Consider the following 22975-nt stretch of genomic DNA (forward strand, 5'->3'; position numbering starts at 1 on the left):
TAGCGCTCTCGTTGTTTCTAAAGAAAGGAATAATGGAATTTTAATCTATAGAGGTATGTGCATACATTATTATAGTTGGAGGGAAAGAATAAATGGCTGCAAAATGGGAAAAATTAGAAGGTAACGTTGGCGTATTAACAATCGAAGTTGATGCTAAAGAAGTTAACAAATCTCTTGACGCTGCGTTCAAAAAAGTAGTAAAAACAATTAACGTACCAGGTTTCCGTAAAGGTAAAATGCCTCGTCCGTTATTCGAACAACGCTTTGGTGTAGAATCTTTATACCAAGATGCATTAGACATCATCTTACCAAAAGCATACAGTGAAGCAATCGATGAAACTGGTATCTTCCCAGTTGCTCATCCTGAGATTGACATCGAGAAGTTCGAAAAAAATGAAAACCTTGTTTTCACTGCGAAAGTTACTGTAAAACCTGAAGTGAAACTAGGCGAGTATAAAGGTTTAGCAGTAGAAAAAATCGACACAACTGTAACTGACGAAGATGTAGAGAACGAATTAAAAGCTTTACAAGAGCGTCAAGCTGAACTAGTTGTGAAAGAAGATGGAACTGTTGAAAACGGTGATACAGCTGTAATCGACTTTGAAGGTTTCGTGAATGGCGAAGCATTCGAAGGTGGAAAAGGTGAAAACTACTCTCTAGCAATCGGTTCTGGTACATTCATCCCAGGCTTTGAAGAGCAATTAATTGGTCTTAAAGCAGGTGAGTCTAAAGATGTTGAAGTAACATTCCCAGAAGAGTACCATGCAGAAGAACTTGCTGGAAAACCAGCAACATTCAAAGTAACAGTTCATGAAATCAAAGCAAAAGAACTTCCTGAGTTAAACGACGAGTTCGCTAAAGATGTGAACGAAGAAGTTGCAACTCTTGATGAGTTAAAAGCAAAACTTCGCACAGACTTAGAAGAAGGCAAAAAGCATGAAGCTGAACACAAAGTGCGTGACGAAGTGGTAGAAAAAGCTGCTGCTAACGCTGAAATCGACATTCCAGAAGCTATGATCGAAACAGAATTAGATCGTATGGTTCGTGAATTTGAACAACGTTTAAGCCAACAAGGTATGAACCTTGAGCTTTACTACCAATTCACAGGTACTGATGCTGACAAGCTAAAAGAACAAATGAAAGAAGATGCGCAAAAACGTGTAAGAATCAACCTTGTTCTTGAAGCAATCATTAAAGCTGAAAACATCGAAGTTGCTGAAGAAGAAGTAAATGCAGAAATTGAAAAAATGGCTGAAATGTACAATATGCCAGTAGATGCTATTAAGCAAGCTCTTGGAAGCGCAGAAGCTCTAGCTGAAGATCTTAAAGTTCGTAAAGCTGTAGACTTCTTAGTAGACAATAGCAAAGCTGCATAATAAAATAACAAGGCGCGATTTTAATCGTGCCTTGTTTTATAAATATGAATATATTTGTAAAACTTTTTGGTGAGGAAGGAAAAGAACCTTTAAAAGTCGAATATACATATTTCAAAAGTTTTAAAAACTTTTTATTTGTACATAACTAATCATATTATTTGTATTTCTCGCCACGTAGTGACATAATATGTATTTACATACGATACATTTATCGTGTACATACGAAGGCAAGATATTAGCACTTTGTAAGGGGTGTGAAAATATGTTTAAATTTAACGATGAGAAAGGACAATTGAAGTGTTCTTTCTGTGGTAAAACACAAACGCAAGTTCGAAAGCTTGTTGCAGGACCAGGTGTCTATATTTGTGATGAGTGTATTGAGCTTTGTACGGAAATTGTACAAGAGGAGCTTGCGAAAGACGAAGAAGTAGAATTCAAAGATGTACCGAAACCAATAGAGATTCGTGAAATTTTGGATGAGTATGTCATCGGGCAAGATAATGCGAAGAAAGCACTAGCGGTAGCGGTATATAATCATTACAAACGCATTAATTCTAACAGTAAAATCGATGATGTAGAATTGGCGAAGAGTAATATCGCACTTATTGGGCCGACAGGTAGCGGTAAAACGTTATTAGCTCAAACATTGGCGCGTATTTTAAATGTTCCGTTTGCGATTGCGGATGCAACATCTTTAACAGAGGCGGGATATGTAGGGGAAGATGTAGAAAATATCTTGCTTAAACTCATTCAAGCTGCTGATTATGATGTTGAGAAAGCAGAAAAAGGAATTATTTACATTGATGAGATTGATAAAGTGGCACGTAAGTCAGAAAATCCATCCATTACGCGTGATGTATCTGGTGAGGGTGTGCAACAGGCACTTCTGAAAATTTTAGAAGGTACTGTAGCGAGCGTTCCGCCTCAAGGGGGGCGTAAACATCCACATCAAGAATTTATTCAAATTGATACAACGAATATTCTATTTATTTGCGGTGGTGCGTTTGACGGTATTGAGCCAATTATTAAACGTCGCCTTGGTGAGAAAGTAATTGGATTTGGTTCTGAGAAGAAAAATGCGGAAGTAAATGAAAAGCATGTTTTATCTCACGTATTGCCAGAAGACCTGTTACGATTTGGTTTAATTCCAGAATTTATCGGTCGTCTACCAGTTATTGCAAACCTAGAGCCGCTTGATGAAGATGCTCTTGTTGATATTTTAACAAAACCGAAAAATGCACTTGTAAAGCAGTTCCAAAAATTACTGGAGCTTGATGACGTTGAATTAGAGTTTGAAGAAGGCGCACTAATTGAGATTGCGAAAAAAGCAATTGAACGTAAAACAGGTGCTCGTGGACTTCGTTCTATTATTGAAGGCTTAATGCTTGACGTCATGTTTGAACTTCCATCTCGTAAAGATATCGAGAAGTGTATTTTAACAAGAGAGACAGTAGCAAATAATGCACCACCAAAATTGGTGTTACAAGATGGTACTGTACTCGATACAAAAACATCTGCATAATGTTTAAAGGAAGAAACAGCAATTTTTGTAATTGCTGTTTCTTCTTATGTTTAGCGCGATTCCTCTCCGGAAATACTAAAGAGTAAAAACGTAGCGGGAGGAAATGAATCATGAGCTGGACAAACATATTCTTACTCGTTCAACTTGTTTTTGGTGTTATTGTCGGTTTATATTTCTGGCATTTGCTCCGAAATCAGCGAACGCAAAAAGTTTCCATTGATCGAGAATCGAAAAAAGAATTAGAGCAACTTCGTAACATGCGTGAGATTTCTTTAACAGAACCACTTGCGGAAAAAGTACGTCCCACATCTTTTTCAGATATCGTTGGACAAGAAGATGGGATTCGATCATTAAAGGCGGCACTTTGTGGACCAAACCCGCAACATGTCATTATATATGGACCTACTGGAGTAGGGAAAACAGCGGCGGCGCGTCTTGTGTTAGAAGAAGCAAAGAAAAATCAAAAATCTCCATTTCGTAAGAGCGCAGCATTTATTGAACTGGATGCAACAACCGCACGTTTTGATGAGCGCGGCATTGCTGATCCTTTAATCGGTTCAGTACATGATCCGATTTACCAAGGGGCAGGAGCGATGGGACAAGCAGGAATTCCGCAACCTAAAAAAGGGGCTGTCACAGATGCACATGGCGGTATTTTATTTATTGATGAAATTGGAGAACTTCATCCTATTCAAATGAATAAAATGTTGAAGGTGTTAGAAGATCGAAAAGTATTTTTGGAAAGTGCATATTACAGTGAAGAAAACACGCTGATTCCAACGTACATACATGATATTTTTCAAAAAGGTTTACCGGCTGATTTTCGTCTTGTTGGAGCAACAACGCGCTCGCCAGAAGAACTTCCACCTGCGATTCGTTCTCGTTGTTTAGAGGTGTTCTTCCGTGAATTGGATACGGAAGAAGTTCAAAAAGTGGCAAAGAATGCAGCGGAAAAAATAGAGATGGAAATTGACGAGCAAGGAATTGAAATGATAGGAATGTATGCAAGAAATGGCCGGGAAGCCATTAATCTTGTGCAAATTTCTGCTGGGATGGCAATTAATGAAGAGCGTTCCTTTATTAAGAATGAGGATGTTGAATGGGTGATTCATGCTAGTCAACTTACTCCAACGTATGAACGGCGAATATACCCCATTCCACGAATTGGCTTAGTGAATGGTCTGGCTGTATATGGGCCTAATACAGGAGCATTATTAGAAGTTGAAGTTACAGCTATTCCTTCTCAGGGTAAGGGGACAGTAAATGTGACAGGTATTGTAGAGGAAGAGAGTATCGGGAGTCAAACGAAATCGATTCGTCGTAAAAGCATGGCGAAAGGATCGGTTGATAATGTATTAACTGTACTTCGTTCTTTAGAATTATTGCCAGAAGGATATGATATACATATTAACTTTCCTGGAGGGATTCCAGTTGATGGTCCATCAGCTGGAATTGCAATGGCTACGGGAGTGTATTCCGCTTTACATCGCGTATATATAAGTAACGAAATTGCGATGACAGGGGAGATTAGTATTCACGGAGAAGTGAAACCAGTGGGTGGTGTATATGCAAAAGTGAAAGCGGCAAAAAAGGCAGGGGCAAAAAAAGTGATTATTCCTGCTGAAAATATGCAGCCATTTTTGTATACGATAAAAGGAATTGAAATTATTCCTGTTCGCAAGCTAAAAGAAGTGTTTGAATTGGCATTCGTACAGGAAAATTTACATCGTGAACTGGATATGCGTAACGATTTAGAAGAAGGCGATGTACAATCTATGTAAATAGGGTGAAGCTTTCGGTAACGCGTTTCATTACATACGAATCAGAGCGTTGTTCGGTAGGGATTTTTGTAGAAATAAGAAGCATATTGCGCACAATGGTAAGAGAAATATTTGCCAGACTTCGTTTAAGTTTGTATGCTTAAGCGGAGTCCATTTTTCTTTTATGAGGAAAAAAAGTCGTGAAATTGCGATGATACAGAATCTCTGTAATTGCATCAGGGTGTATTGTAATATAAAATAGTTGAACAGGAGTTTAATTTATTATGGAGGTGCTATGTCTAGTATGAATACGAACGAAAGAATCTTGCCCCTCCTACCATTAAGAGGCGTTCTCGTATATCCGACGATGGTTCTGCATCTTGATGTAGGACGTGATAAGTCGATACAAGCACTAGAGCAGGCAGCAGTGGATGAAAATATTATCTTTTTAGCAATGCAAAAAGAAATGAATATTGATGATCCGAAAGAAGATGACATATATAGTGTAGGTACAGTGGCGAAGGTAAAGCAGATGTTAAAGCTGCCAAACGGTACGCTTCGTGTCCTGGTAGAAGGTTTACATAGAGCAAAAGTAGTAGAATTTACAGAATTAGAAAACGTAATACAAGTTTCTGTTCAAACGATAGTAGAAGAAGAGGAAGGCGACTTAGAAGAAAAAGCTCTTATGCGCACATTGCTAGAGCATTTCGAACAGTATATTAAAGTTTCCAAAAAGATATCAAATGAAACATTCGCAACGGTAGCCGATGTGGAAGAACCTGGACGATTAGCGGATTTAATCGCTTCTCATTTACCAATTAAAACGAAACAAAAGCAAGAAATTTTGGAAATCGTATCTGTTAACGAAAGATTACATACTTTAATCTCTATTATTCAAGATGAACAAGAGCTATTAAGTTTAGAAAAGAAAATCGGACAAAAAGTAAAACGTTCGATGGAACGTACGCAAAAAGAATATTTTCTGCGGGAACAAATGAAGGCTATTCAAACAGAACTTGGTGACAAAGAAGGAAAAGGCGGGGAAGTTGAAGAACTTCGTAAAAAAATTGAAGAGGCAGGAATGCCAGGAGAGACAAAGGAAGCTGTCTTAAAAGAATTAGACCGCTATGAAAAATTACCAGTAAGTTCTGCGGAAAGCGGTGTGATTCGCAATTATATTGACTGGTTATTAGCGCTCCCATGGACAGATGCAACAGATGATAAGATTGATCTTGCTCATTCTGAAATGGTCTTAAATAAAGACCATTATGGGCTGGAGAAAGTGAAAGAACGTGTATTGGAATATTTAGCTGTTCAAAAATTAACAAATTCACTAAAAGGACCAATCTTATGTCTAGTAGGGCCTCCTGGGGTCGGAAAAACATCATTAGCACGTTCGATTGCAAAATCGCTAAATCGTAATTTTGTCCGTGTTTCCCTTGGCGGTGTTCGGGATGAATCTGAGATTAGAGGGCATCGTCGTACATATGTTGGTGCTATGCCAGGGCGGATTATACAAGGCATGAAAAAAGCAAAGACAATCAATCCGGTCTTTTTATTAGATGAGATTGATAAAATGTCCAATGATTTCCGTGGAGATCCATCTGCGGCGTTACTTGAAGTGTTAGACCCAGAACAAAATCATAATTTTAGCGATCATTATATTGAAGAACCGTATGATTTATCAAAGGTTATGTTTGTGGCAACTGCGAATACGCTTGCTAGCATTCCTGGGCCGCTTCTTGATCGGATGGAAATCATATCAATTGCTGGTTATACAGAAATTGAAAAAGTGCATATTGCACGTGAACATTTATTATCGAAGCAATTAAAAGAGCATGGTTTACGAAAAGGAAATTTACAGGTGCGCGATGAGGCTCTTCTTGAAATTATTCGTTATTATACACGTGAAGCGGGTGTACGTACGTTGGAACGTCAAATTGCTAAGATTTGTCGTAAATCAGCGAAAATTATCGTTACAGGGGAACGTAAGCGCGTTGTTGTTACAGAGAAGAACATTACGGACCTTTTAGGAAAGCGTATATTCCGATATGGTCAGGCTGAAAAGATCGATCAAGTTGGTATGGCAACAGGATTAGCTTATACATCTGCTGGCGGCGATACCCTTGCAATTGAAGTGGCTGTATCTCCTGGGAAAGGGAAATTAATTTTAACAGGGAAGCTTGGAGATGTGATGAAAGAATCTGCGCAAGCAGCTTTTAGTTATATTCGTTCTCGCGCAGAGGAACTTCATATTGACCCGGATTTCCATGAAAAAAATGACATCCATATTCACGTTCCAGAAGGGGCAGTTCCGAAAGATGGACCATCAGCAGGTATTACGATGGCAACAGCACTTATTTCTGCCCTAACAGGTATTCCTGTAAGTAAAGAAGTAGGGATGACGGGTGAAATTACGCTTCGCGGCCGTGTATTACCAATCGGTGGCTTGAAAGAAAAAACATTAAGTGCTCACCGCGCAGGCTTAACAAAAATTATTTTGCCGGCAGAAAACGAAAAAGATTTAGATGATATTCCAGAAAGCGTAAAGGAAAATCTTACGTTTGTGCTTGTATCTCATTTAGATGAAGTGTTAGAGCATGCCTTAGTAGGAGTGAAACAATGAAAGTAACAAAAGCAGAGATTGTTATTAGTGCTGTTAGACCAGACCAATATCCAGGAGGTGACTTGCCGGAAATTGCTTTAGCAGGTCGTTCGAATGTTGGAAAATCATCTTTTATTAATACAATCTTAAATCGTAAAAAGTTAGTCCGCATTTCTTCTAAACCTGGAAAAACGCAAACATTAAACTTTTTCATCATTAATGATATGATGCATTTCGTGGATGTTCCGGGATACGGTTATGCGAAGGTATCGAAATCAGAACGTGCAGCTTGGGGTAAGATGATTGAAACTTACTTTACAACACGTGAACAATTAGATGCGACTGTGCTAGTAATTGATTTACGCCATCCTCCAACAAAGGATGATGTAATGATGTATGATTTCTTAAAGCATTATGAAATTCCAACAATTATTATTGCAACAAAGGCTGATAAAATTCCAAAAGGGAAATGGCAAAAGCATTTGAAAGTTGTAAAGGAAACACTTGATGTAGAAGCCGGTGATGAAGTAGTTTTATTTTCTTCTGAAACAGGGCTTGGAAAAGAAGAAGCGTGGAAAGCGATTCATAAGTTTACAAAAACAAAAAACGCATGACGAATTCGTCACGCGTTTTTTGTTTTTTGACAATTATAGTAGCTTAAAAAGGATGCGGGGGATTTTGAAATAGGAAAGCTATTTTATGTAACATTATGGAACAATCATACATATTTTATGTGATAATGAAAGAAGATAGAGAAGGATAGTGCTTCAATGTATATGGAATAGTTTCCACTACTTGATTCTGACAGATTTTTTTGGTAACGTACAAATAGAGTTATTATTTTATAATGATTATAAAGTAGAGCGTTTTATAGGGAGATTTCCTCACTATTTTGTGAATTTGAGGAAAAACGATAAAAAATTTCGTTGTTCACACGATTGTTAGATTCATAAGAGGAAAGTTGTATTATGATAGTAGATAAGGTGATAAAACGGGTGAAGGGGGACATGCTGCGTGCATATTCTTGTTGTTGGTGTAAATTATCGAACAGCCCCTGTAGAGATTCGTGAGAAACTCACATTTCAGGAAACAGAACTAAAACGAGCAATGACGACATTACAAAGTCAAAAAAGCGTGTTAGAGAATGTCATTGTATCAACGTGCAATCGTACGGAGATTTATGCTGTTGTTGATCAATTACACACGGGACGATATTACATTAAGAAATTTTTAGCTGATTGGTTTCAGCTTGAGATAGAAGAAATCTCACCATACTTGTCTATTTTTGAGCAAGATGGTGCAATTGAGCATTTATTCCGTGTTACGTGCGGATTAGATTCTATGGTAGTTGGGGAAACACAGATTTTAGGTCAAATTCGAAATAGCTTTTTAACAGCCCAGGAGGTAAAGACAACAGGAACCATTTTTAACGAATTGTTGAAACAGGTTATTACGTTAGCAAAGCGTGCACATTCAGAAACGACAATTGGTGAAAGTGCAATGTCCGTTAGCTATGCTGCTGTTGAACTTGGAAAGAAAATTTTTGGTGATTTAACAGACTGTCACGTTTTAATTCTTGGTGCTGGAAAAATGGGGGAGCTTGCACTGCAAAACTTATATGGAAGTGGAGTTCAAAAAGTTACTGTTATGAATCGTACATTTACAAAAGCGGAAACAATGGCAGAAAAATATATGGGACATGCGAAGCCGTTAAGTGAACTACAATGTGCTTTGTTAGAAGCGGACATTTTGATCAGTTCAACAGGATCCTCGAATTATGTCATTACGAAAGAAATGATGAAAAAGGTAGAACGCATGCGCAGTGGTCGCCCATTATTTATGGTTGATATTGCGGTACCTCGTGATATTGATCCAGAAATCAATGAATTAGAGGGTTCTTTCTTGTACGATATCGATGATTTACAAGATGTAGTGGAAGCGAATCGTGCTGAGCGTTTAAAAGAAGCGGAAAAGATTCAATTTATGATTGAAGAAGAAATCGTTTTATTTAAAAATTGGTTAAACACGCTAGGTGTTGTACCTTTAATATCGGCTCTTCGAGAGAAAGCGCTAGGAATTCAAAGTGAGACGATGAGAAGTTTAGAACGAAAAATTCCAACGTTAAGTGATCGGGAGAAAAAGGTTATTAGTAAGCATACAAAAAGTATTATTAATCAATTGCTGAAGGATCCAATCTTGGTAGCAAAAGAGCTAGCTGCAGAAGAGAAAGCAACGGAAAAGCTTGCTTTATTTGCGAAAATTTTTGATTTAGAAGTACAAGAAGAGGTTGAACATACGGAAGAACTGGAACATAAACGAGCGTGGACACCATCCGTTTCATCTTTATAATACGAAAGGATGATCGGATGAGCTTTTTAAATAATAGTATTATTTATCATATCACAATTATTTTATATGCTTGTAGCATTAGTTTATATTTTATAGATTATTTTCAAAGTAACCGAAAGGCGAATCGCTTTGCTTTTTGGTTACTTTCCATTGTATGGGTGTTGCAGTCTGTTTTTATGTTGCTAAGAGCTACAGAGTCAGAAACGAATCCGATTCTAACCTTGCTATCTGGGATTTATTTTTATGTATGGCTATTGATTACAATGTCATTAATAATCAATCGGTTTATGCGAATTGACTTCTTAGTTTTTTTTACAAATGTTGTTGCTTTTGGCGTAAGTGCGTTGTCTATTTTTACGCCACTTGGAAAGATGGCGCCTGTACTTGCTGAGCAATTAGTCTCAGAGCTTGTTTATGTGCATGTAGGTATGGCGATTATTTCCTATGCAACATTTACCGTTTCATTCATTTTTTCTATTATGTATTTACTTCAGTACCGGCTTTTAAAACAGAAAAAATGGAATGCTAGATTAAGAAGATTAGGGAATTTACCAAAACTTGAGTCAATGTCTTATGGATTAAATTTGTTTTCTGTACCATTTTTCTTATTGGCGATTTTACTCGGATGTATATGGGGATATACGAAGTTAGATAATTTTCATTGGTATGACACGAAAGTAATCGGGTCTTTTGTTGTTTTATTTATGTATTGTGCAGGTTTATATTTACGAGGAGCAGATGCATTGCACGGAAAAAAGATTATCCAATGGAATATTGGTGCATTTCTAGTTATGCTAGTTAATATTTTCCTATTGAGCAGTTTATCCAACTTCCATTTTTGGTATTTATAATGAGGAGAGAAAGTTATGCGCAAAATTATTGTAGGTTCAAGAAAGAGTAAGCTGGCATTAACGCAAACGAATTGGTTTATTGATCAATTACAAGCGCTTGGCTTACCGTATGAATTTGAAGTAAAGGAAATTGTTACAAAAGGGGATGTCATTTTAGACGTTACGCTTTCTAAAGTAGGCGGTAAAGGGTTGTTTGTAAAAGAGATTGAGCATGCTCTTCTTACAAAAGAAATCGATATGGCTGTACACAGTATGAAAGATATGCCTGCTGTGCTCCCAGCTGGTTTAACAATTGGGTGTATACCAAAGCGTGTGGATCCGCGTGATGCATTTATTTCAAAGAATGGGAAATCGTTTAAGGAGTTAGCAAAGGGTGCAACTCTTGGTACGAGCAGTTTAAGACGTAGCGCACAATTATTAGCTGCTAGACCTGACTTACAAGTGAAATGGATTCGTGGAAATATCGATACGAGATTACGTAAATTACAAGAAGAAAACTATGATGCAATTATTTTAGCAACAGCTGGACTAAAGCGGATGGGTTGGGATAATGATGTAATTACAGAACATCTGGACGAATCTTTATGTGTACCAGCTGTAGGACAAGGTGCTTTAGCTATTGAATGTCGTGAAGATGATAAGGACTTATTACAGTTATTAGCACATATGAACGATGCAGCAACAGAACGAACAGTAGCGGCAGAAAGAGTGTTTCTTCATAAGCTTGAAGGAGGATGTCAAGTACCTATTGCAGGATATGCAACCCTTCAAGAAAATGGAAAAATTAAATTACATGCACTTGTTGGATCAACGGATGGCTCTGTCTTATTAAAAGAAACAGTAGTAGGTACAAATCCCGAGACAGTAGGGTTAGAGGCGGCAGAGCGCTTGATTCATCAAGGTGCAAAAGAGCTCATTTCAGCTGCAAATAAGGAGCAACAATAACTATGAATGCCCTTATTGGAAAAAAAGTACTCGTTACACGTGCCCGGCATCAAGCTGGGCAAATGAGCGCAGCAGTAAGAAAAGAGAGCGGAATTCCAATGGAAATTCCGCTTTTGCGTATGGATGGGGTATCTCAAGAAAAGCTTCAAAGTGTAGCCAAACAGTTGCATGTATACGATTGGATAATTTTTACGAGCAAAAATGGGGTAAGGTTCTTTTTGGAGGCAATCCATCAGAAACTTCCGCCTGCTGTAAAAATTGCTGCAGTCGGTATAAAAACAGCTCAAGAACTAGAAGCAAGAGGATATCAAGTTCATTTTGTTCCAACAGCGTTTGTTGCTGAAACGTTTGCGATGGAATTTGTGCAAACATTAAATGGGACAGAGCGTATTTTATTTCCAAAAGGGAATTTAGCAAGAGATGTAATTTCAGTGAAGCTTCGTGAAGCTCATATACTTGTAGAAGAGTTGGTTGTCTATGAGACGAAACTAAATGATGAGAAAAAAGAAGACCTAATCGCAGCTTTACAATCGAATCAAATTGATGTGATTACATTTACAAGCCCTTCTACAGTTGACAGCTTTGTAAAGTTACTTGAGGGTACAAACTGGAGAGAATGGATAAAAAAATGTACAATTGCTTGTATAGGACCAATAACAGAAAAAGAGGCAAGAAAGTATTTTAAAAATGTGCTTGTTCCTGAAGAATATACGATAGAATCATTGATACAATGCATTTCCAAATTTTATGTGAATGCATAATGAAAATAAAAGAATGGGGATAGAATTCTATGAACTCTTTACAATTTAATCGTCATCGTCGTTTAAGACAAAGTGGAAATATGCGTGCACTTGTACGTGAAACATTTTTACATACGGAAGACTTTATTTACCCAATTTTCGTACTTGAAGGTGAAAATATTCGTAATGAAGTTCCTTCTATGCCAGGCGTATATCAAGTTTCTTTAGATTTATTGCAAGCTGAAATGCAAGAAGTGGTTGATTTAGGCATTCGTTCTGTTATCGTATTTGGCGTACCTGCTGAGAAGGACGAGATTGGATCTTCTGCATTTTGTGAACACGGCATTGTACAACGTGCGATTCAACAAATGAAAGAGCAATTTCCAGAGTTAGTAGTCATTGCGGATACATGCTTATGTCAATATACAAGCCATGGTCATTGCGGTGTAATTGAAGACGGTATTATTTTAAATGATCAATCGTTAGAAATTCTTGCAAAAACAGCTGTAAGTCAAGCGAAAGCAGGAGCAGATATTATTGCTCCCTCTAACATGATGGACGGATTTGTAACGGCTATTCGTCATGCTTTAGATGAAAATGGTTTTTCACATGTGCCGGTTATGTCTTATGCAGTGAAATATGCATCTGCATTTTATGGGCCATTCCGTGATGCAGCGCATGGTGCACCGCAATTTGGAGATCGCAAAACATATCAAATGGATCCAGCAAATCGAATGGAAGCATTCCGAGAAGCTGAATCAGATGTAATGGAAGGAGCAGATTTCTTAATTGTAAAACCAGCTCTTTCTTATTTAGACATTGTTCGCGATGTGAAAAATAACTTTAATTTACCGATTGTTGCATATAATGTGAGCGGAGAATATTCGATGATTAAAGCAGCTGCTCAAAATGGCTGGATTAATGAAAAAGAGATTGTCCTTGAAAAATTATTAAGTATGAAACGTGCGGGAGCAGATTTAATTATTACGTATCATGCAAAAGATGCCGCAAGATGGTTACGAGAAGGGGGCGCACAATAATGAAAAAGCTTGATAAATCGATTAAAGCGTTTGAAGAAGCACAAGATTTAATGCCTGGTGGTGTAAATAGTCCAGTTCGTGCATTTAAATCGGTTGGGATGAATCCATTATTTATGGAGCAAGGAAAAGGTTCTAAAGTATATGATATTGATGGAAATGAGTACATTGACTACGTATTATCATGGGGACCGCTTATTCATGGACATGCCAATGAGCGTGTTGTAGAGTCGTTAAAAGCTGTTGCTGAAAAAGGAACAAGCTTTGGAGCGCCAACAGAAATTGAAAATAAGTTAGCTCAGCTTGTGATTGAGCGCGTGCCATCTATTGAAATTGTGCGCATGGTAAACTCTGGAACAGAGGCAACGATGAGTGCACTTCGTTTAGCACGTGGCTATACAGGACGTAATAAAATTTTGAAATTTATCGGTTGTTACCACGGTCATGGTGATTCTCTATTAATTAAAGCTGGCTCTGGCGTTGCAACACTTGGTTTACCGGATAGCCCTGGTGTACCAGAAGGTGTAGCCCAAAATACAATTACAGTAGCTTATAATGATTTAGAAAGTGTAAAATATGCTTTTGAACAATTTGGAGATGATATTGCTTGTGTAATTGTTGAACCTGTAGCAGGAAATATGGGAGTTGTACCACCTATACCAGGATTTTTAGAAGGACTTCGTGAAGTAACTCAGCAATATGGGGCGCTGCTTATCTTTGATGAGGTAATGACTGGATTCCGCGTTGCATATAACTGTGGACAAGGATATTACGGTGTAACGCCTGATTTAACTTGCTTAGGAAAAGTAATCGGTGGCGGTCTACCGGTAGGAGCATACGGTGGTAAAGCAGAAATTATGCGTCAAGTTGCGCCTAGTGGACCGATTTATCAAGCGGGTACGTTATCTGGTAACCCACTTGCCATGACAGCAGGATATGAAACATTAATACAGCTAACACCAGAATGTTATAAAGAGTTTGAACGTAAAGCGGAAATGTTAGAAAATGGTTTGCGCCAAGCTGCTGAAAAACATGGAATACCGCACCATATTAACCGAGCAGGTTCAATGATTGGTATTTTCTTTACGAATGAACGAGTGATTAACTATGATGCAGCAAAAACATCGAATTTAGAGTTTTTTGCGGCTTATTATCGTGAAATGATAGAACAAGGGGTGTTTTTACCACCATCTCAATTTGAAGGATTATTCTTATCAACAGCACATAGTGATGCTGATATTGAAGCGACAATTGCTGCGGCAGAAATTGCAATGGCGAAATTAAAAGCATAAATAAAAAGGTTGTTTGGAATTTTCCAGGCAACCTTTTTCATTTATAAGAAATGAAAAGGGCACATGTGCGATTTTTTTACTCATAAAATGTCTCCAAGACACATAAATCTGTAATGACATACAGTTTGAGAGGGGGAAAAGGAGTGGCAACAGATCATTCATTACGTTTTTCACTAAAAGAATCGGTTTGGTTCCAAAAAGGACAGGAAGTCGAAGAACTTTTGTCAATTTCGTTAGATCCAGACGTTGAGATAGAAGAGCTTGAACATGAAGTGATTGTGCGAGGGCAGTTAGATTTAACTGGGGAATATATTGCGAAGAAAGAGGAGTCTGAGTTTTCAACGAGTGAATTATCCCCAGCGAAATCAATTGATTATGTGGAAGAGAGAGAAGATGGTATTCATGAACTTGTTCATTCGTTCCCACTAGAAATTTCCATTCCAAGAAATCGGGTAAAGGTAATTGAAGAATTGTATGTTTCTATCGAGGAATTTGATTATGAGTTAAAAGAAAATGGATGCTTACAATTATTAGCTGACATTTCTATATATGGATTAAATGATGCTGGGCGTGAGTTGGATGATGAGGAAGAGCTAGAAAGTGAGCATACCAACGGTAAAAGAGAAGAAGGGATAGAAGCAGTTGAAGAGGAAAAAGAGCTGGAAGAGCCGGAAGAAACAGCAGAAATCATTCTTCAATCAGAATCAAACGGATGGCAAGATTATGCCTTTGAACCGTTTCAATTAGAAGAACGGAAAGAACAAGAGTTAATAGAGGAAGAAGAATTAGAAGAACATGATGTAGAAGATCGAGATAAAGAGGAAATGATGCCACAAGTTGAATTGTTTGGACGAACAGGTTTTAAAGAAAAAGAAACGAAGAAAGAAACAGAAGAACAAGAAGAACCTGTATACTCTCAAAGAGATGAAAATGCCTTATATTTAACAAAATTGTTTACAAAAGAAGCAGAAGAAGAATTTACAAAGGTGAGAATGTACTTTGTACAAGAGGGAGATACAATCGAGTCGGTAGCAGAGCGTTATGAGACATCTGTACAACATTTACATCGTATAAACCGAACGGATGACATTTATTTAACAGCAGGTCAAGTCATTTATATACCTGTTCCAAAAGCGAAGTCAAAATGAGTGAAGACTATTCTTCACTCATCTCTTTTCTTACATTTGAATTTGTGGATGAGAAAGGATTAGGCAGATGGATATAGAATTACGCAACCGCTATGAACCAATTGTAAGACGATATCAATTGAATGTAGAGCACATCGAAGAATACGGGAATGTAATGAAGATTTATACGAATCAAGGTCCGTATGCATTAAAAAAATTGCCGAATCAACGGCTAGAGCGCAATCACTTTATGCATCATATTCAATTTTTAAAAGAAAAAGGTTTTTCCAACTATGTTCCCATCTATCACGCGATGGATGGGAATTATATTTTGAGTGACGCAACATATAGTTATTATTTAATGCCTTGGCTTGAGAAAGTGGATGGGAATGACGAGGATAATGGTCAATATCATAAAATGTTTCAAACGTTAGCGATGCTTCATAAAAAAACAGTGCGAGAGGAATCGTATACAGAAGAGGCGTTAGAAAATCATTATACAAATATATCGGATCGCTGGGAACAAGATGGTGAACTATTAGAAAAATTTCTTGTTCAATCAGAATCAAAGTGGTATATGTCACCATTTGAATTGCAGTATTGTACGTATTTTCATCATGTGATGAGAGCGTGGGATTTTGCGACAAAGCAGCTTACCGATTGGTATGAAGTGATGAAAGAAAAAGAAAAAACACGCATTGCTTTAGTGCATGGAAATGTATCACTCAATCATTTTTTATTTGATTATGAAAGGAATGGCTATTTTATTAGTTTAGAAAGATCACAATTTGCGACCCCTATTCAAGATATTGTAGGTTTCTATACACGTTCTTTAAACACCTATCCAATTGCTAGAAGTGACCGTTTTGAATGGTATCAGGAATATCAAAAACATTTTCCATTTACAAAAGAAGAACAACTTCTAATGTTTGCTTATTTAACGTATCCCTCTCCATTTATTCGCCAAATCCGTTCGTATGTAAATAAGAAACAAGTTCGCAATGAGCAAAAAGAGTTTAAAAATGTGAAAATGTTGCAGCAATCTCATTGGCTTGTAAGTAATATTGAGTATTTTCTTTCTCAACTACAAGCTGCGCAGCAGGAAAACGGATCATAGCCGCAGTTTTGAAACTACGGCTGAAAATGTAAGCGAATCGTCGCTATAACAAAAATAATCAAAATGATAAAATCTAAAAATGTTGGTAGCAATAAGGTACGAATGCCCTGAAAAATAGTCAGTGGTATTGCGAAATCAGAAAACATTGTTTGTAAACTTCTAACCCATGAGGGGGTAGAAAAATTATAGGAACGCCGATAACGTTTCATCATAATGATTCCTCCATCTAGGAAGCCACTCTATTTTGTAGTCTATGAATACAGTATGTAGGATAAGTGCTGAATGTGCTTATCCTATTTTTACTTTGATTCGTGAAGGGGAATAATCGGTAGGGATGAAGAAATACGACTGAGTAACATTTCATGTTATCTCTTTGTAGTGCAAATAAAGAGAAGACTGAGTAATCATTTAAGATAAAAATTTTTTATCTTGACGAATATGGTTTCGTTTTTTACACTATTGTATATAATAAATAACAATTATATAAATGCATTGAAGGGGAAGAGTATAACATAAAACGTCTTCAGAGAGGAGAATTATTAGCTGGGAGATTCTCTAGATAGTCATGTTAGAAGGTAGCCCTGGAGCATCTTTTCTGAACGGATGTATTCTCATTAGGAAAAGACGGATTAGACCGTTATCAAATGAAGAGTATAAACAAATTTTGCATTTGTTTGTAAATAAAGGTGGTACCGCGATGTCCCTCGTCCTTTTTTGGATGAGGGGCATTTTTATTTTAAGGAGGGAAAGTAATGTCAAATACGGAAAAGAATTTACCGACTAAATATGATCATAAGTCCGTTGAAGATGGACGTTATCAATGGTGGCTGGAAGGTAAATATTTCGAAGCAACAGGAGATGAGAAGAAACAACCATACACAATTGTAATTCCGCCTCCAAACGTAACAGGTAAATTGCATTTAGGGCATGCTTGGGATACAACGCTTCAAGATATTTTAACACGTACAAAGCGCATGCAAGGTTACGATGTATTATGGCTTCCAGGTATGGACCATGCAGGTATTGCGACACAAGCAAAAGTAGAAGCGAAACTTCGCGAAGAAGGAATTTCACGTTACGATCTTGGACGTGAAAAGTTCCTTGAAAAAGCATGGGAGTGGAAAGAAGAGTATGCTTCTCACATTCGCCAACAATGGGGAAAAGTTGGTTTAGGGCTAGATTATTCTCGTGAACGTTTTACTTTAGATGAAGGTTTATCTGATGCGGTTAAGAAAGTATTCGTTCAATTGTATGAAAAAGGATTAATTTACCGCGGGGAGTATATTATTAACTGGGATCCAGCAACGCGTACTGCACTTTCTGATATTGAAGTAATTCATAAAGATGTTCAAGGTGCATTCTACCATATGAATTATCCGTTAACTGATGGTTCTGGTCACATTCGTCTTGCAACAACTCGACCAGAAACAATGCTTGGTGATACAGCGGTTGCGGTTCACCCAGAAGATGAGCGCTATAAACATTTAATTGGAAAAACAGTTACACTTCCAATCGTAGGTCGCGAAATTCCGATTATTGCGGATGATTATGTAGATCCAGAGTTCGGTACAGGTGTTGTGAAAATTACACCAGCTCACGATCCAAATGACTTTGAAGTAGGTAACCGTCATGATTTACCACGTATTCTTGTAATGAACGAAGACGGTACAATGAATGAAAAAGCTGGTAAATATAACGGTATGGACCGTTTTGAATGTCGCAAAGCGTTAGTGAAAGACTTACAAGAAGCTGGTGTATTAATAGAAATTGAGCCTCATATGCATTCTGTAGGGCACAGTGAGCGAAGTGGAGCAGTTGTTGAACCATACTTATCAACACAATGGTTTGTAAAAATGGGACCACTTGCCGAAAAAGCAGTGGCACTTCAGCAAAAAGAAGAAGAAAAAGTGACATTTGTACCAGAGCGCTTTGAAAACACATATTTACGCTGGATGGAAAATATTCATGATTGGTGTATTTCTCGTCAATTATGGTGGGGACACCGCATTCCAGCTTGGTATCATAAAGAAACTGGTGAAGTATATGTAGGTACAGAGGCGCCAGCAGATATTGAAAACTGGGAGCAAGATAACGACGTACTAGATACATGGTTTAGTTCAGCATTATGGCCATTCTCTACACTTGGTTGGCCAAATGAAGATGCAAAAGACTTCAAACGTTACTATTCAACAGATGCTTTAGTAACCGGTTATGATATTATCTTCTTCTGGGTATCTCGTATGATTTTCCAAGGCTTAGAGTTCACAGGAGAGCGCCCATTTAAAGATGTATTAATTCACGGTTTAGTTCGTGATGAACAAGGTCGTAAAATGAGTAAATCTCTTGGTAATGGTATTGATCCAATGGATGTTATTGATAAGTACGGTGCGGATGCAATGCGCTTCTTCTTATCAACAGGAAGTGCGCCAGGTCAAGACTTACGCTTTAGCATGGAGAAAGTAGAATCTACTTGGAACTTCATTAATAAAATTTGGAATGCATCGCGCTTCGTATTGATGAACATGGATGATATGAAATATGAAGATATCGATTTAACTGGTGAAAAATCCGTTGCAGATAAGTGGATTTTAACTCGTTTAAATGAAACAATTGAAAGTGTAACGCGCAACATGGATAAATATGAGTTTGGTGAAGCTGGCCGTTCATTATACAACTTTATTTGGGATGATTTCTGTGACTGGTACATTGAAATGGCAAAACTTCCGCTATACGGTGAAGATGAAGCGGCGAAGAAAACAACTCGTTCTGTGTTAGCATATGTACTAGATCAAACGATGCGTTTACTACATCCATTCATGCCGTTCGTAACAGAGAAAATTTGGCAGCACTTACCGCATGAAGGCGAATCGATTACGGTATCGGCATGGCCGACAGTTCGTGAAGATTTACAGGATGAAGAAGCAGCAGCAGAAATGCACCTTCTTGTTGATATCATTCGTTCTGTTCGTAATATTCGTTCCGAAGTAAATACGCCAATGAGCAAAAAGGTTCAACTGCAAATTAAAGCGAAGGACGAAGCGGTGCTTGCTCAACTTACAAAAAATAGTTCTTACATTGAGCGTTTCTGTAATCCAAGTGAATTAATCATTAAGACTGATTTACAAGCGCCAGAAAAAGCGATGACCGCTATCGTATCAGGTGCAGAGTTATTCTTACCGTTAGCTGACCTTATTAATCTTGAAGAAGAAAAAGCTCGCTTACAAAAAGAGTTTGAGAAGTTCAATAAAGAGGTAGAACGTGTGCAGAAGAAACTTGCAAATGAAGGTTTTGTAGCGAAAGCTCCTGCGGCAGTGATTGAAGGAGAACGTGCGAAAGAAAAAGATTACTTAGAAAAACGTGAAGCGGTTCGTCAACGCTTAGCAGACCTTGAAAAATAAAAATATTGAAAAGAGACTCCCTATCTTGGTGAGTCTCTTTTATTTGCGTATAATAGAGTTACAGTTCATTTGTGATATTGGTTTGCTCGTTGATTGGAAAGGGGATTGACTCGCGTGGTACATACATACGAAGAAGCAATTGGCTGGATTCATAGCCGATTAAAATTTGGGATTAAACCGGGATTAGAAAGAATGCGGTGGATGCTTGGAGAGCTTGACAATCCAGAGCGGCATATAAAATGTATTCATTTAGCAGGTACAAATGGTAAAGGTTCGACTTTAACATATATGCGCTATATGCTAGAGGCAGAGACATATAAAGTAGGAACATTTACATCTCCGTATATTGAAACATTTAATGAACGGATTAGTGTGAATGGAAAGCCAATTTCAGATCAAGAGATTACTGACCTTGTCAATATAGTAAAGCCTGTTGTAGAAAAGTTGGATGAGACAGAGTTTGGAGAAGCAACGGAGTTTGAAATTATTACAGTCATGGCAATGTATTATTTCGGAAAAGTGAACATTTGCGATCTCGTTTTATTTGAAACAGGTCTTGGTGGGCGTTTCGATTCTACTAATGTTGTGTATCCCGTTTTAACAATCATTACAAATATTGGTCATGACCATATGCATATTCTAGGAAATACATTAGCAGAAATCGCATATGAAAAAGCGGGAATTATAAAATCAGGGGTACCGGTAATTACGGGAGTGCAAGATGGAGAAGCACTTCAGGTGATTCAAAAGGTTGCAAATGAAAAGAATGCTAGCCTTTATGAGATAGGAAAACAATTTACAGTCGTGCACCAGCGTTCTAATGAAGAGGGAGAGCACTTTGACTTTTCTTGTCCATTTGCTTCATTTAAAGATATACAAATTTCTATGAAAGGAGATCATCAAGTAAGAAATGCAGCACTTGCGTTAATGGCGGTGTTATATTTGAAAACATACATGTCATTTTTAGTGGAAGAAGAAAATATTCGCATAGGTTTAAGTGAAACGTATTGGATTGGTCGATTCGAAAGATTAAGACGTAATCCAGATGTGATTATAGATGGCGCACATAATCCAGAAGGCATAGCAAGCCTTGTTCAAACGGCAAAAGCGCATTACAGTGACAAGAATGTGAGTATTTTATTTACGGCTCTTGGTGATAAAGAACTAAGTCATATGGTAGGACAATTGGAAGCGGTAGCGGATGAAATGATTTTTACAACTTTTGATTTTAATCGTGCAATCTCTGCTCAAGAATTAGCAAATTATGCAACTAAGGAAACAAAAAAAGTAGTTGAGAATTGGAAAGAGGCAATTGATCAAAAGTTACTAGAGTTGCAAGAAAATGATGTGTTTATCATAACAGGTTCTCTTTATTTCATCTCAGAAGCTCGAAAATATATTGTTGAGAAAAACTAGGATAGCGATAGCTATCCTAGTTTTTTTTTGTGCTACAAATGAAGTCAAATACATATACATAAAGTAACTATATAGGGCAATTTGACGAATCTTTTTGACAAATATCTTGTTTATTTGTAAATGGAATATGATATGATGCGGACAATGATAAGAGGCGAGGTGTGATAGTATGGACAAGCAATCACGGAAAATCTCTATTAAAGTGAACGGAACAGAAGCAAAGTATGAAGAAAAGCAAAAGGGAGTGGATGAATTTGATTGGAAGGTAGTGGAAAGTCAAACGCCGCAAAATGTAGTCCCTTTTCAACAAGTAAAGTCTTCGAAGATCAAGACATTTCGGGAAAAATGGAGCAATGTTCTGGTCTTTACGATCGCGACTGCAATTATCATGGGGACAGCGCTAGGGATGGGAATGCTTCATTTATTAACGGGAAAAGGCGCAAGGGAAGAACACACTGCAATGACCTCACAACAATATACGGCGGAAACAAAGCCTAAAGAAACAAGTATGGAAGAACAGAAAGAAGGTGCTTCAAAAGTCGAGAATACAAATGCAGCATTAGCGCCAATTACATTGTTTTTTGTACAAGGGGGGCTATATTCGTCAGAAGAAAAAGGACAGGCTGCTGTGAAAGAGTGGAAAGAGAATGGTCGCATCGCTGCTCTTAAGCCAAATGGAGATAAATATGCACTCGTTGCAGGGATTATGAGTGATGAAAAAGCTGCAGGTAAGTTAATGGAACAATATAAGAATGACGGTATACCTGTTTTGAAAAAGAATTGGGAAATTACAGATAAGGCGTTGTTGAAAAATGATAAAGAGCTTGGTATTTTTCTTAGTAAGTTACAGTCCTTATATAGTCATTTTATAAAATATGTATCCAGTACCCAAATTGGGGAGAAAGGAAATCAAGCAGAAATCGCTGCCATCGAAAAAGAATGGAAAGGGCTTGAAAAGGAAGGGGCGGAAATAAAACGGAATGATGTAAAGAAATTATATACGTATACATCTGTAGCAGTGCAGACAATTAAGGAAGGAAAGCAAAATAAATCGACAGTAGCAAAACTGAATCAAGTTGTGATTGATGGTTTGCTTTCCTATGAAAAAATTGTTTCCCAAAAAGCGAAATAATTATGATAATAGAATGGAAGAAGTGCATATATGCTTCTTTCTTTTCTTTTTGGATGTCATAATAGGTAAAAGCGCTTTATTACTGCGGGGAACATAATAATTTAATTTAGTAGAAGTATGTATGTTTCAAAAAGAAAGTGTTTTTTTATAATTTGTGGGAATGATATTCATTTGATACGATTAATTTATCCCGCTATTTTAGGGCAGTAAGATTCCCACCTCAAGATTCAGAAAGAAGCAAGAATGATGGGTGGGAGTAGGGCTACCCATAACAGCCCGATTGGTGAGGGCTCATAATCAGTAGGGGA

17 protein-coding genes and 1 other annotated feature are annotated in these 22975 nt (G+C 37.6%); of the genes, 16 read left to right on the forward strand and 1 reads right to left on the reverse strand.

Features of this window, described 5'->3' with window-relative positions; all coding sequences use genetic code 11:
* Positions 1–92 precede the first annotated feature (92 nt).
* The 13 genes from tig to ysxE all read left to right on the forward strand — a co-directional run bounded on the left by tig (position 93) and on the right by ysxE (position 16721).
* Entirely contained in the window at positions 93–1376 is a 1284-nt protein-coding gene (tig, locus tag MR059_RS03610) for a trigger factor (protein ID WP_012095646.1), read from the forward strand.
* 262 nt (positions 1377–1638) lie between these two features.
* On the forward strand, positions 1639–2898 hold the full coding sequence (clpX, locus tag MR059_RS03615) for an ATP-dependent protease ATP-binding subunit ClpX (protein ID WP_012095645.1): 1260 nt from the start codon (positions 1639–1641) through the stop codon (positions 2896–2898).
* 110 nt (positions 2899–3008) lie between these two features.
* On the forward strand, positions 3009–4679 hold the full coding sequence (gene lonB / locus MR059_RS03620) for an ATP-dependent protease LonB (protein WP_242161536.1): 1671 nt from the start codon (positions 3009–3011) through the stop codon (positions 4677–4679).
* A gap of 274 nt (positions 4680–4953) precedes the next feature.
* Positions 4954–7284, forward strand: a complete 2331-nt coding sequence (lon, locus tag MR059_RS03625; protein ID WP_041810052.1) for an endopeptidase La — start codon at positions 4954–4956, stop codon at positions 7282–7284.
* Complete coding sequence (gene yihA / locus MR059_RS03630; protein ID WP_012095642.1) at positions 7281–7877, forward strand: ribosome biogenesis GTP-binding protein YihA/YsxC; 597 nt, start codon at positions 7281–7283, stop codon at positions 7875–7877. The genes lon and yihA overlap by 4 nt, the downstream gene beginning before the upstream one ends.
* A 400-nt stretch (positions 7878–8277) precedes the next feature.
* Positions 8278–9612: a glutamyl-tRNA reductase gene (gene hemA / locus MR059_RS03635; RefSeq protein ID WP_048724145.1), complete on the forward strand. Its 1335-nt coding sequence runs from the start codon at positions 8278–8280 to the stop codon at positions 9610–9612.
* A 17-nt stretch (positions 9613–9629) separates the two neighbouring features.
* Positions 9630–10463 carry a cytochrome c biogenesis protein gene (locus MR059_RS03640; RefSeq protein WP_012095640.1) on the forward strand — a complete coding sequence of 278 codons (834 nt, stop codon included), beginning with the start codon at positions 9630–9632 and terminating at the stop codon, positions 10461–10463.
* A gap of 15 nt (positions 10464–10478) precedes the next feature.
* Positions 10479–11408, forward strand: a complete 930-nt coding sequence (gene hemC, locus MR059_RS03645; RefSeq protein WP_012095639.1) for a hydroxymethylbilane synthase — start codon at positions 10479–10481, stop codon at positions 11406–11408.
* Positions 11409–11410: 2 nt separating this feature from the next.
* Positions 11411–12169, forward strand: coding sequence for a uroporphyrinogen-III synthase (gene hemD, locus MR059_RS03650; protein WP_012095638.1), 759 nt, complete (start codon positions 11411–11413; stop codon positions 12167–12169).
* A gap of 29 nt (positions 12170–12198) precedes the next feature.
* Positions 12199–13188 (forward strand): porphobilinogen synthase, encoded by a 990-nt coding sequence (gene hemB / locus MR059_RS03655; RefSeq protein ID WP_012095637.1) that lies wholly within the window; start codon positions 12199–12201, stop codon positions 13186–13188.
* The gene (gene hemL / locus MR059_RS03660; RefSeq protein ID WP_012095636.1) at positions 13188–14477 is read left to right on the forward strand and encodes a glutamate-1-semialdehyde 2,1-aminomutase; all 1290 of its coding nucleotides are present in this window, start codon (positions 13188–13190) and stop codon (positions 14475–14477) included. The genes hemB and hemL overlap by 1 nt, the downstream gene beginning before the upstream one ends.
* 113 nt (positions 14478–14590) lie before the next feature.
* The gene (gene spoVID / locus MR059_RS03665) at positions 14591–15625 is read left to right on the forward strand and encodes a stage VI sporulation protein D (protein WP_041810050.1); all 1035 of its coding nucleotides are present in this window, start codon (positions 14591–14593) and stop codon (positions 15623–15625) included.
* 67 nt (positions 15626–15692) lie between these two features.
* Positions 15693–16721, forward strand: a complete 1029-nt coding sequence (gene ysxE, locus MR059_RS03670) for a spore coat protein YsxE (RefSeq protein ID WP_012095634.1) — start codon at positions 15693–15695, stop codon at positions 16719–16721.
* Positions 16722–16735: 14 nt separating this feature from the next.
* On the opposite strand, the gene MR059_RS03675 is transcribed toward ysxE, so the two are convergent.
* The gene (locus MR059_RS03675; protein WP_235436507.1) at positions 16736–16933 is read right to left on the reverse strand and encodes a hypothetical protein; all 198 of its coding nucleotides are present in this window, start codon (positions 16931–16933) and stop codon (positions 16736–16738) included.
* A gap of 271 nt (positions 16934–17204) precedes the next feature.
* Positions 17205–17436, forward strand: a binding site (T-box leader).
* A 37-nt stretch (positions 17437–17473) separates the two neighbouring features.
* Between MR059_RS03675 and MR059_RS03680 the strand changes: the two genes are divergently transcribed.
* The 3 genes from MR059_RS03680 to MR059_RS03690 all read left to right on the forward strand — a co-directional run bounded on the left by MR059_RS03680 (position 17474) and on the right by MR059_RS03690 (position 22667).
* Positions 17474–20119: a valine--tRNA ligase gene (locus MR059_RS03680; RefSeq protein ID WP_012095633.1), complete on the forward strand. Its 2646-nt coding sequence runs from the start codon at positions 17474–17476 to the stop codon at positions 20117–20119.
* A 114-nt stretch (positions 20120–20233) separates the two neighbouring features.
* Positions 20234–21535: a bifunctional folylpolyglutamate synthase/dihydrofolate synthase gene (locus MR059_RS03685; RefSeq protein WP_012095632.1), complete on the forward strand. Its 1302-nt coding sequence runs from the start codon at positions 20234–20236 to the stop codon at positions 21533–21535.
* 169 nt (positions 21536–21704) lie between these two features.
* Positions 21705–22667: a stage II sporulation protein B gene (locus tag MR059_RS03690; protein ID WP_012095631.1), complete on the forward strand. Its 963-nt coding sequence runs from the start codon at positions 21705–21707 to the stop codon at positions 22665–22667.
* Positions 22668–22975: the final 308 nt, after the last annotated feature.

The sequence above is a fragment of the Bacillus cereus group sp. BfR-BA-01522 genome, from assembly GCF_022662635.1.
Taxonomy (GTDB): domain Bacteria; phylum Bacillota; class Bacilli; order Bacillales; family Bacillaceae_G; genus Bacillus_A; species Bacillus_A cytotoxicus.

Coding starts and splice junctions, on each gene's coding strand:
- tig (WP_012095646.1), top strand. CDS start 93: ATGGCTGCAAAATGGGAAAAATTAGAAGGTAACGTTGGCGTATTAACA.
- clpX (WP_012095645.1), top strand. CDS start 1,639: ATGTTTAAATTTAACGATGAGAAAGGACAATTGAAGTGTTCTTTCTGT.
- lonB (WP_242161536.1), top strand. CDS start 3,009: ATGAGCTGGACAAACATATTCTTACTCGTTCAACTTGTTTTTGGTGTT.
- lon (WP_041810052.1), top strand. CDS start 4,954: ATGTCTAGTATGAATACGAACGAAAGAATCTTGCCCCTCCTACCATTA.
- yihA (WP_012095642.1), top strand. CDS start 7,281: ATGAAAGTAACAAAAGCAGAGATTGTTATTAGTGCTGTTAGACCAGAC.
- MR059_RS03640 (WP_012095640.1), top strand. CDS start 9,630: ATGAGCTTTTTAAATAATAGTATTATTTATCATATCACAATTATTTTA.
- hemC (WP_012095639.1), top strand. CDS start 10,479: ATGCGCAAAATTATTGTAGGTTCAAGAAAGAGTAAGCTGGCATTAACG.
- hemD (WP_012095638.1), top strand. CDS start 11,411: ATGAATGCCCTTATTGGAAAAAAAGTACTCGTTACACGTGCCCGGCAT.
- hemB (WP_012095637.1), top strand. CDS start 12,199: ATGAACTCTTTACAATTTAATCGTCATCGTCGTTTAAGACAAAGTGGA.
- hemL (WP_012095636.1), top strand. CDS start 13,188: ATGAAAAAGCTTGATAAATCGATTAAAGCGTTTGAAGAAGCACAAGAT.
- spoVID (WP_041810050.1), top strand. CDS start 14,591: ATGACATACAGTTTGAGAGGGGGAAAAGGAGTGGCAACAGATCATTCA.
- ysxE (WP_012095634.1), top strand. CDS start 15,693: ATGGATATAGAATTACGCAACCGCTATGAACCAATTGTAAGACGATAT.
- MR059_RS03675 (WP_235436507.1), bottom strand. CDS start 16,933: ATGATGAAACGTTATCGGCGTTCCTATAATTTTTCTACCCCCTCATGG.
- MR059_RS03680 (WP_012095633.1), top strand. CDS start 17,474: ATGTCAAATACGGAAAAGAATTTACCGACTAAATATGATCATAAGTCC.
- MR059_RS03690 (WP_012095631.1), top strand. CDS start 21,705: ATGGACAAGCAATCACGGAAAATCTCTATTAAAGTGAACGGAACAGAA.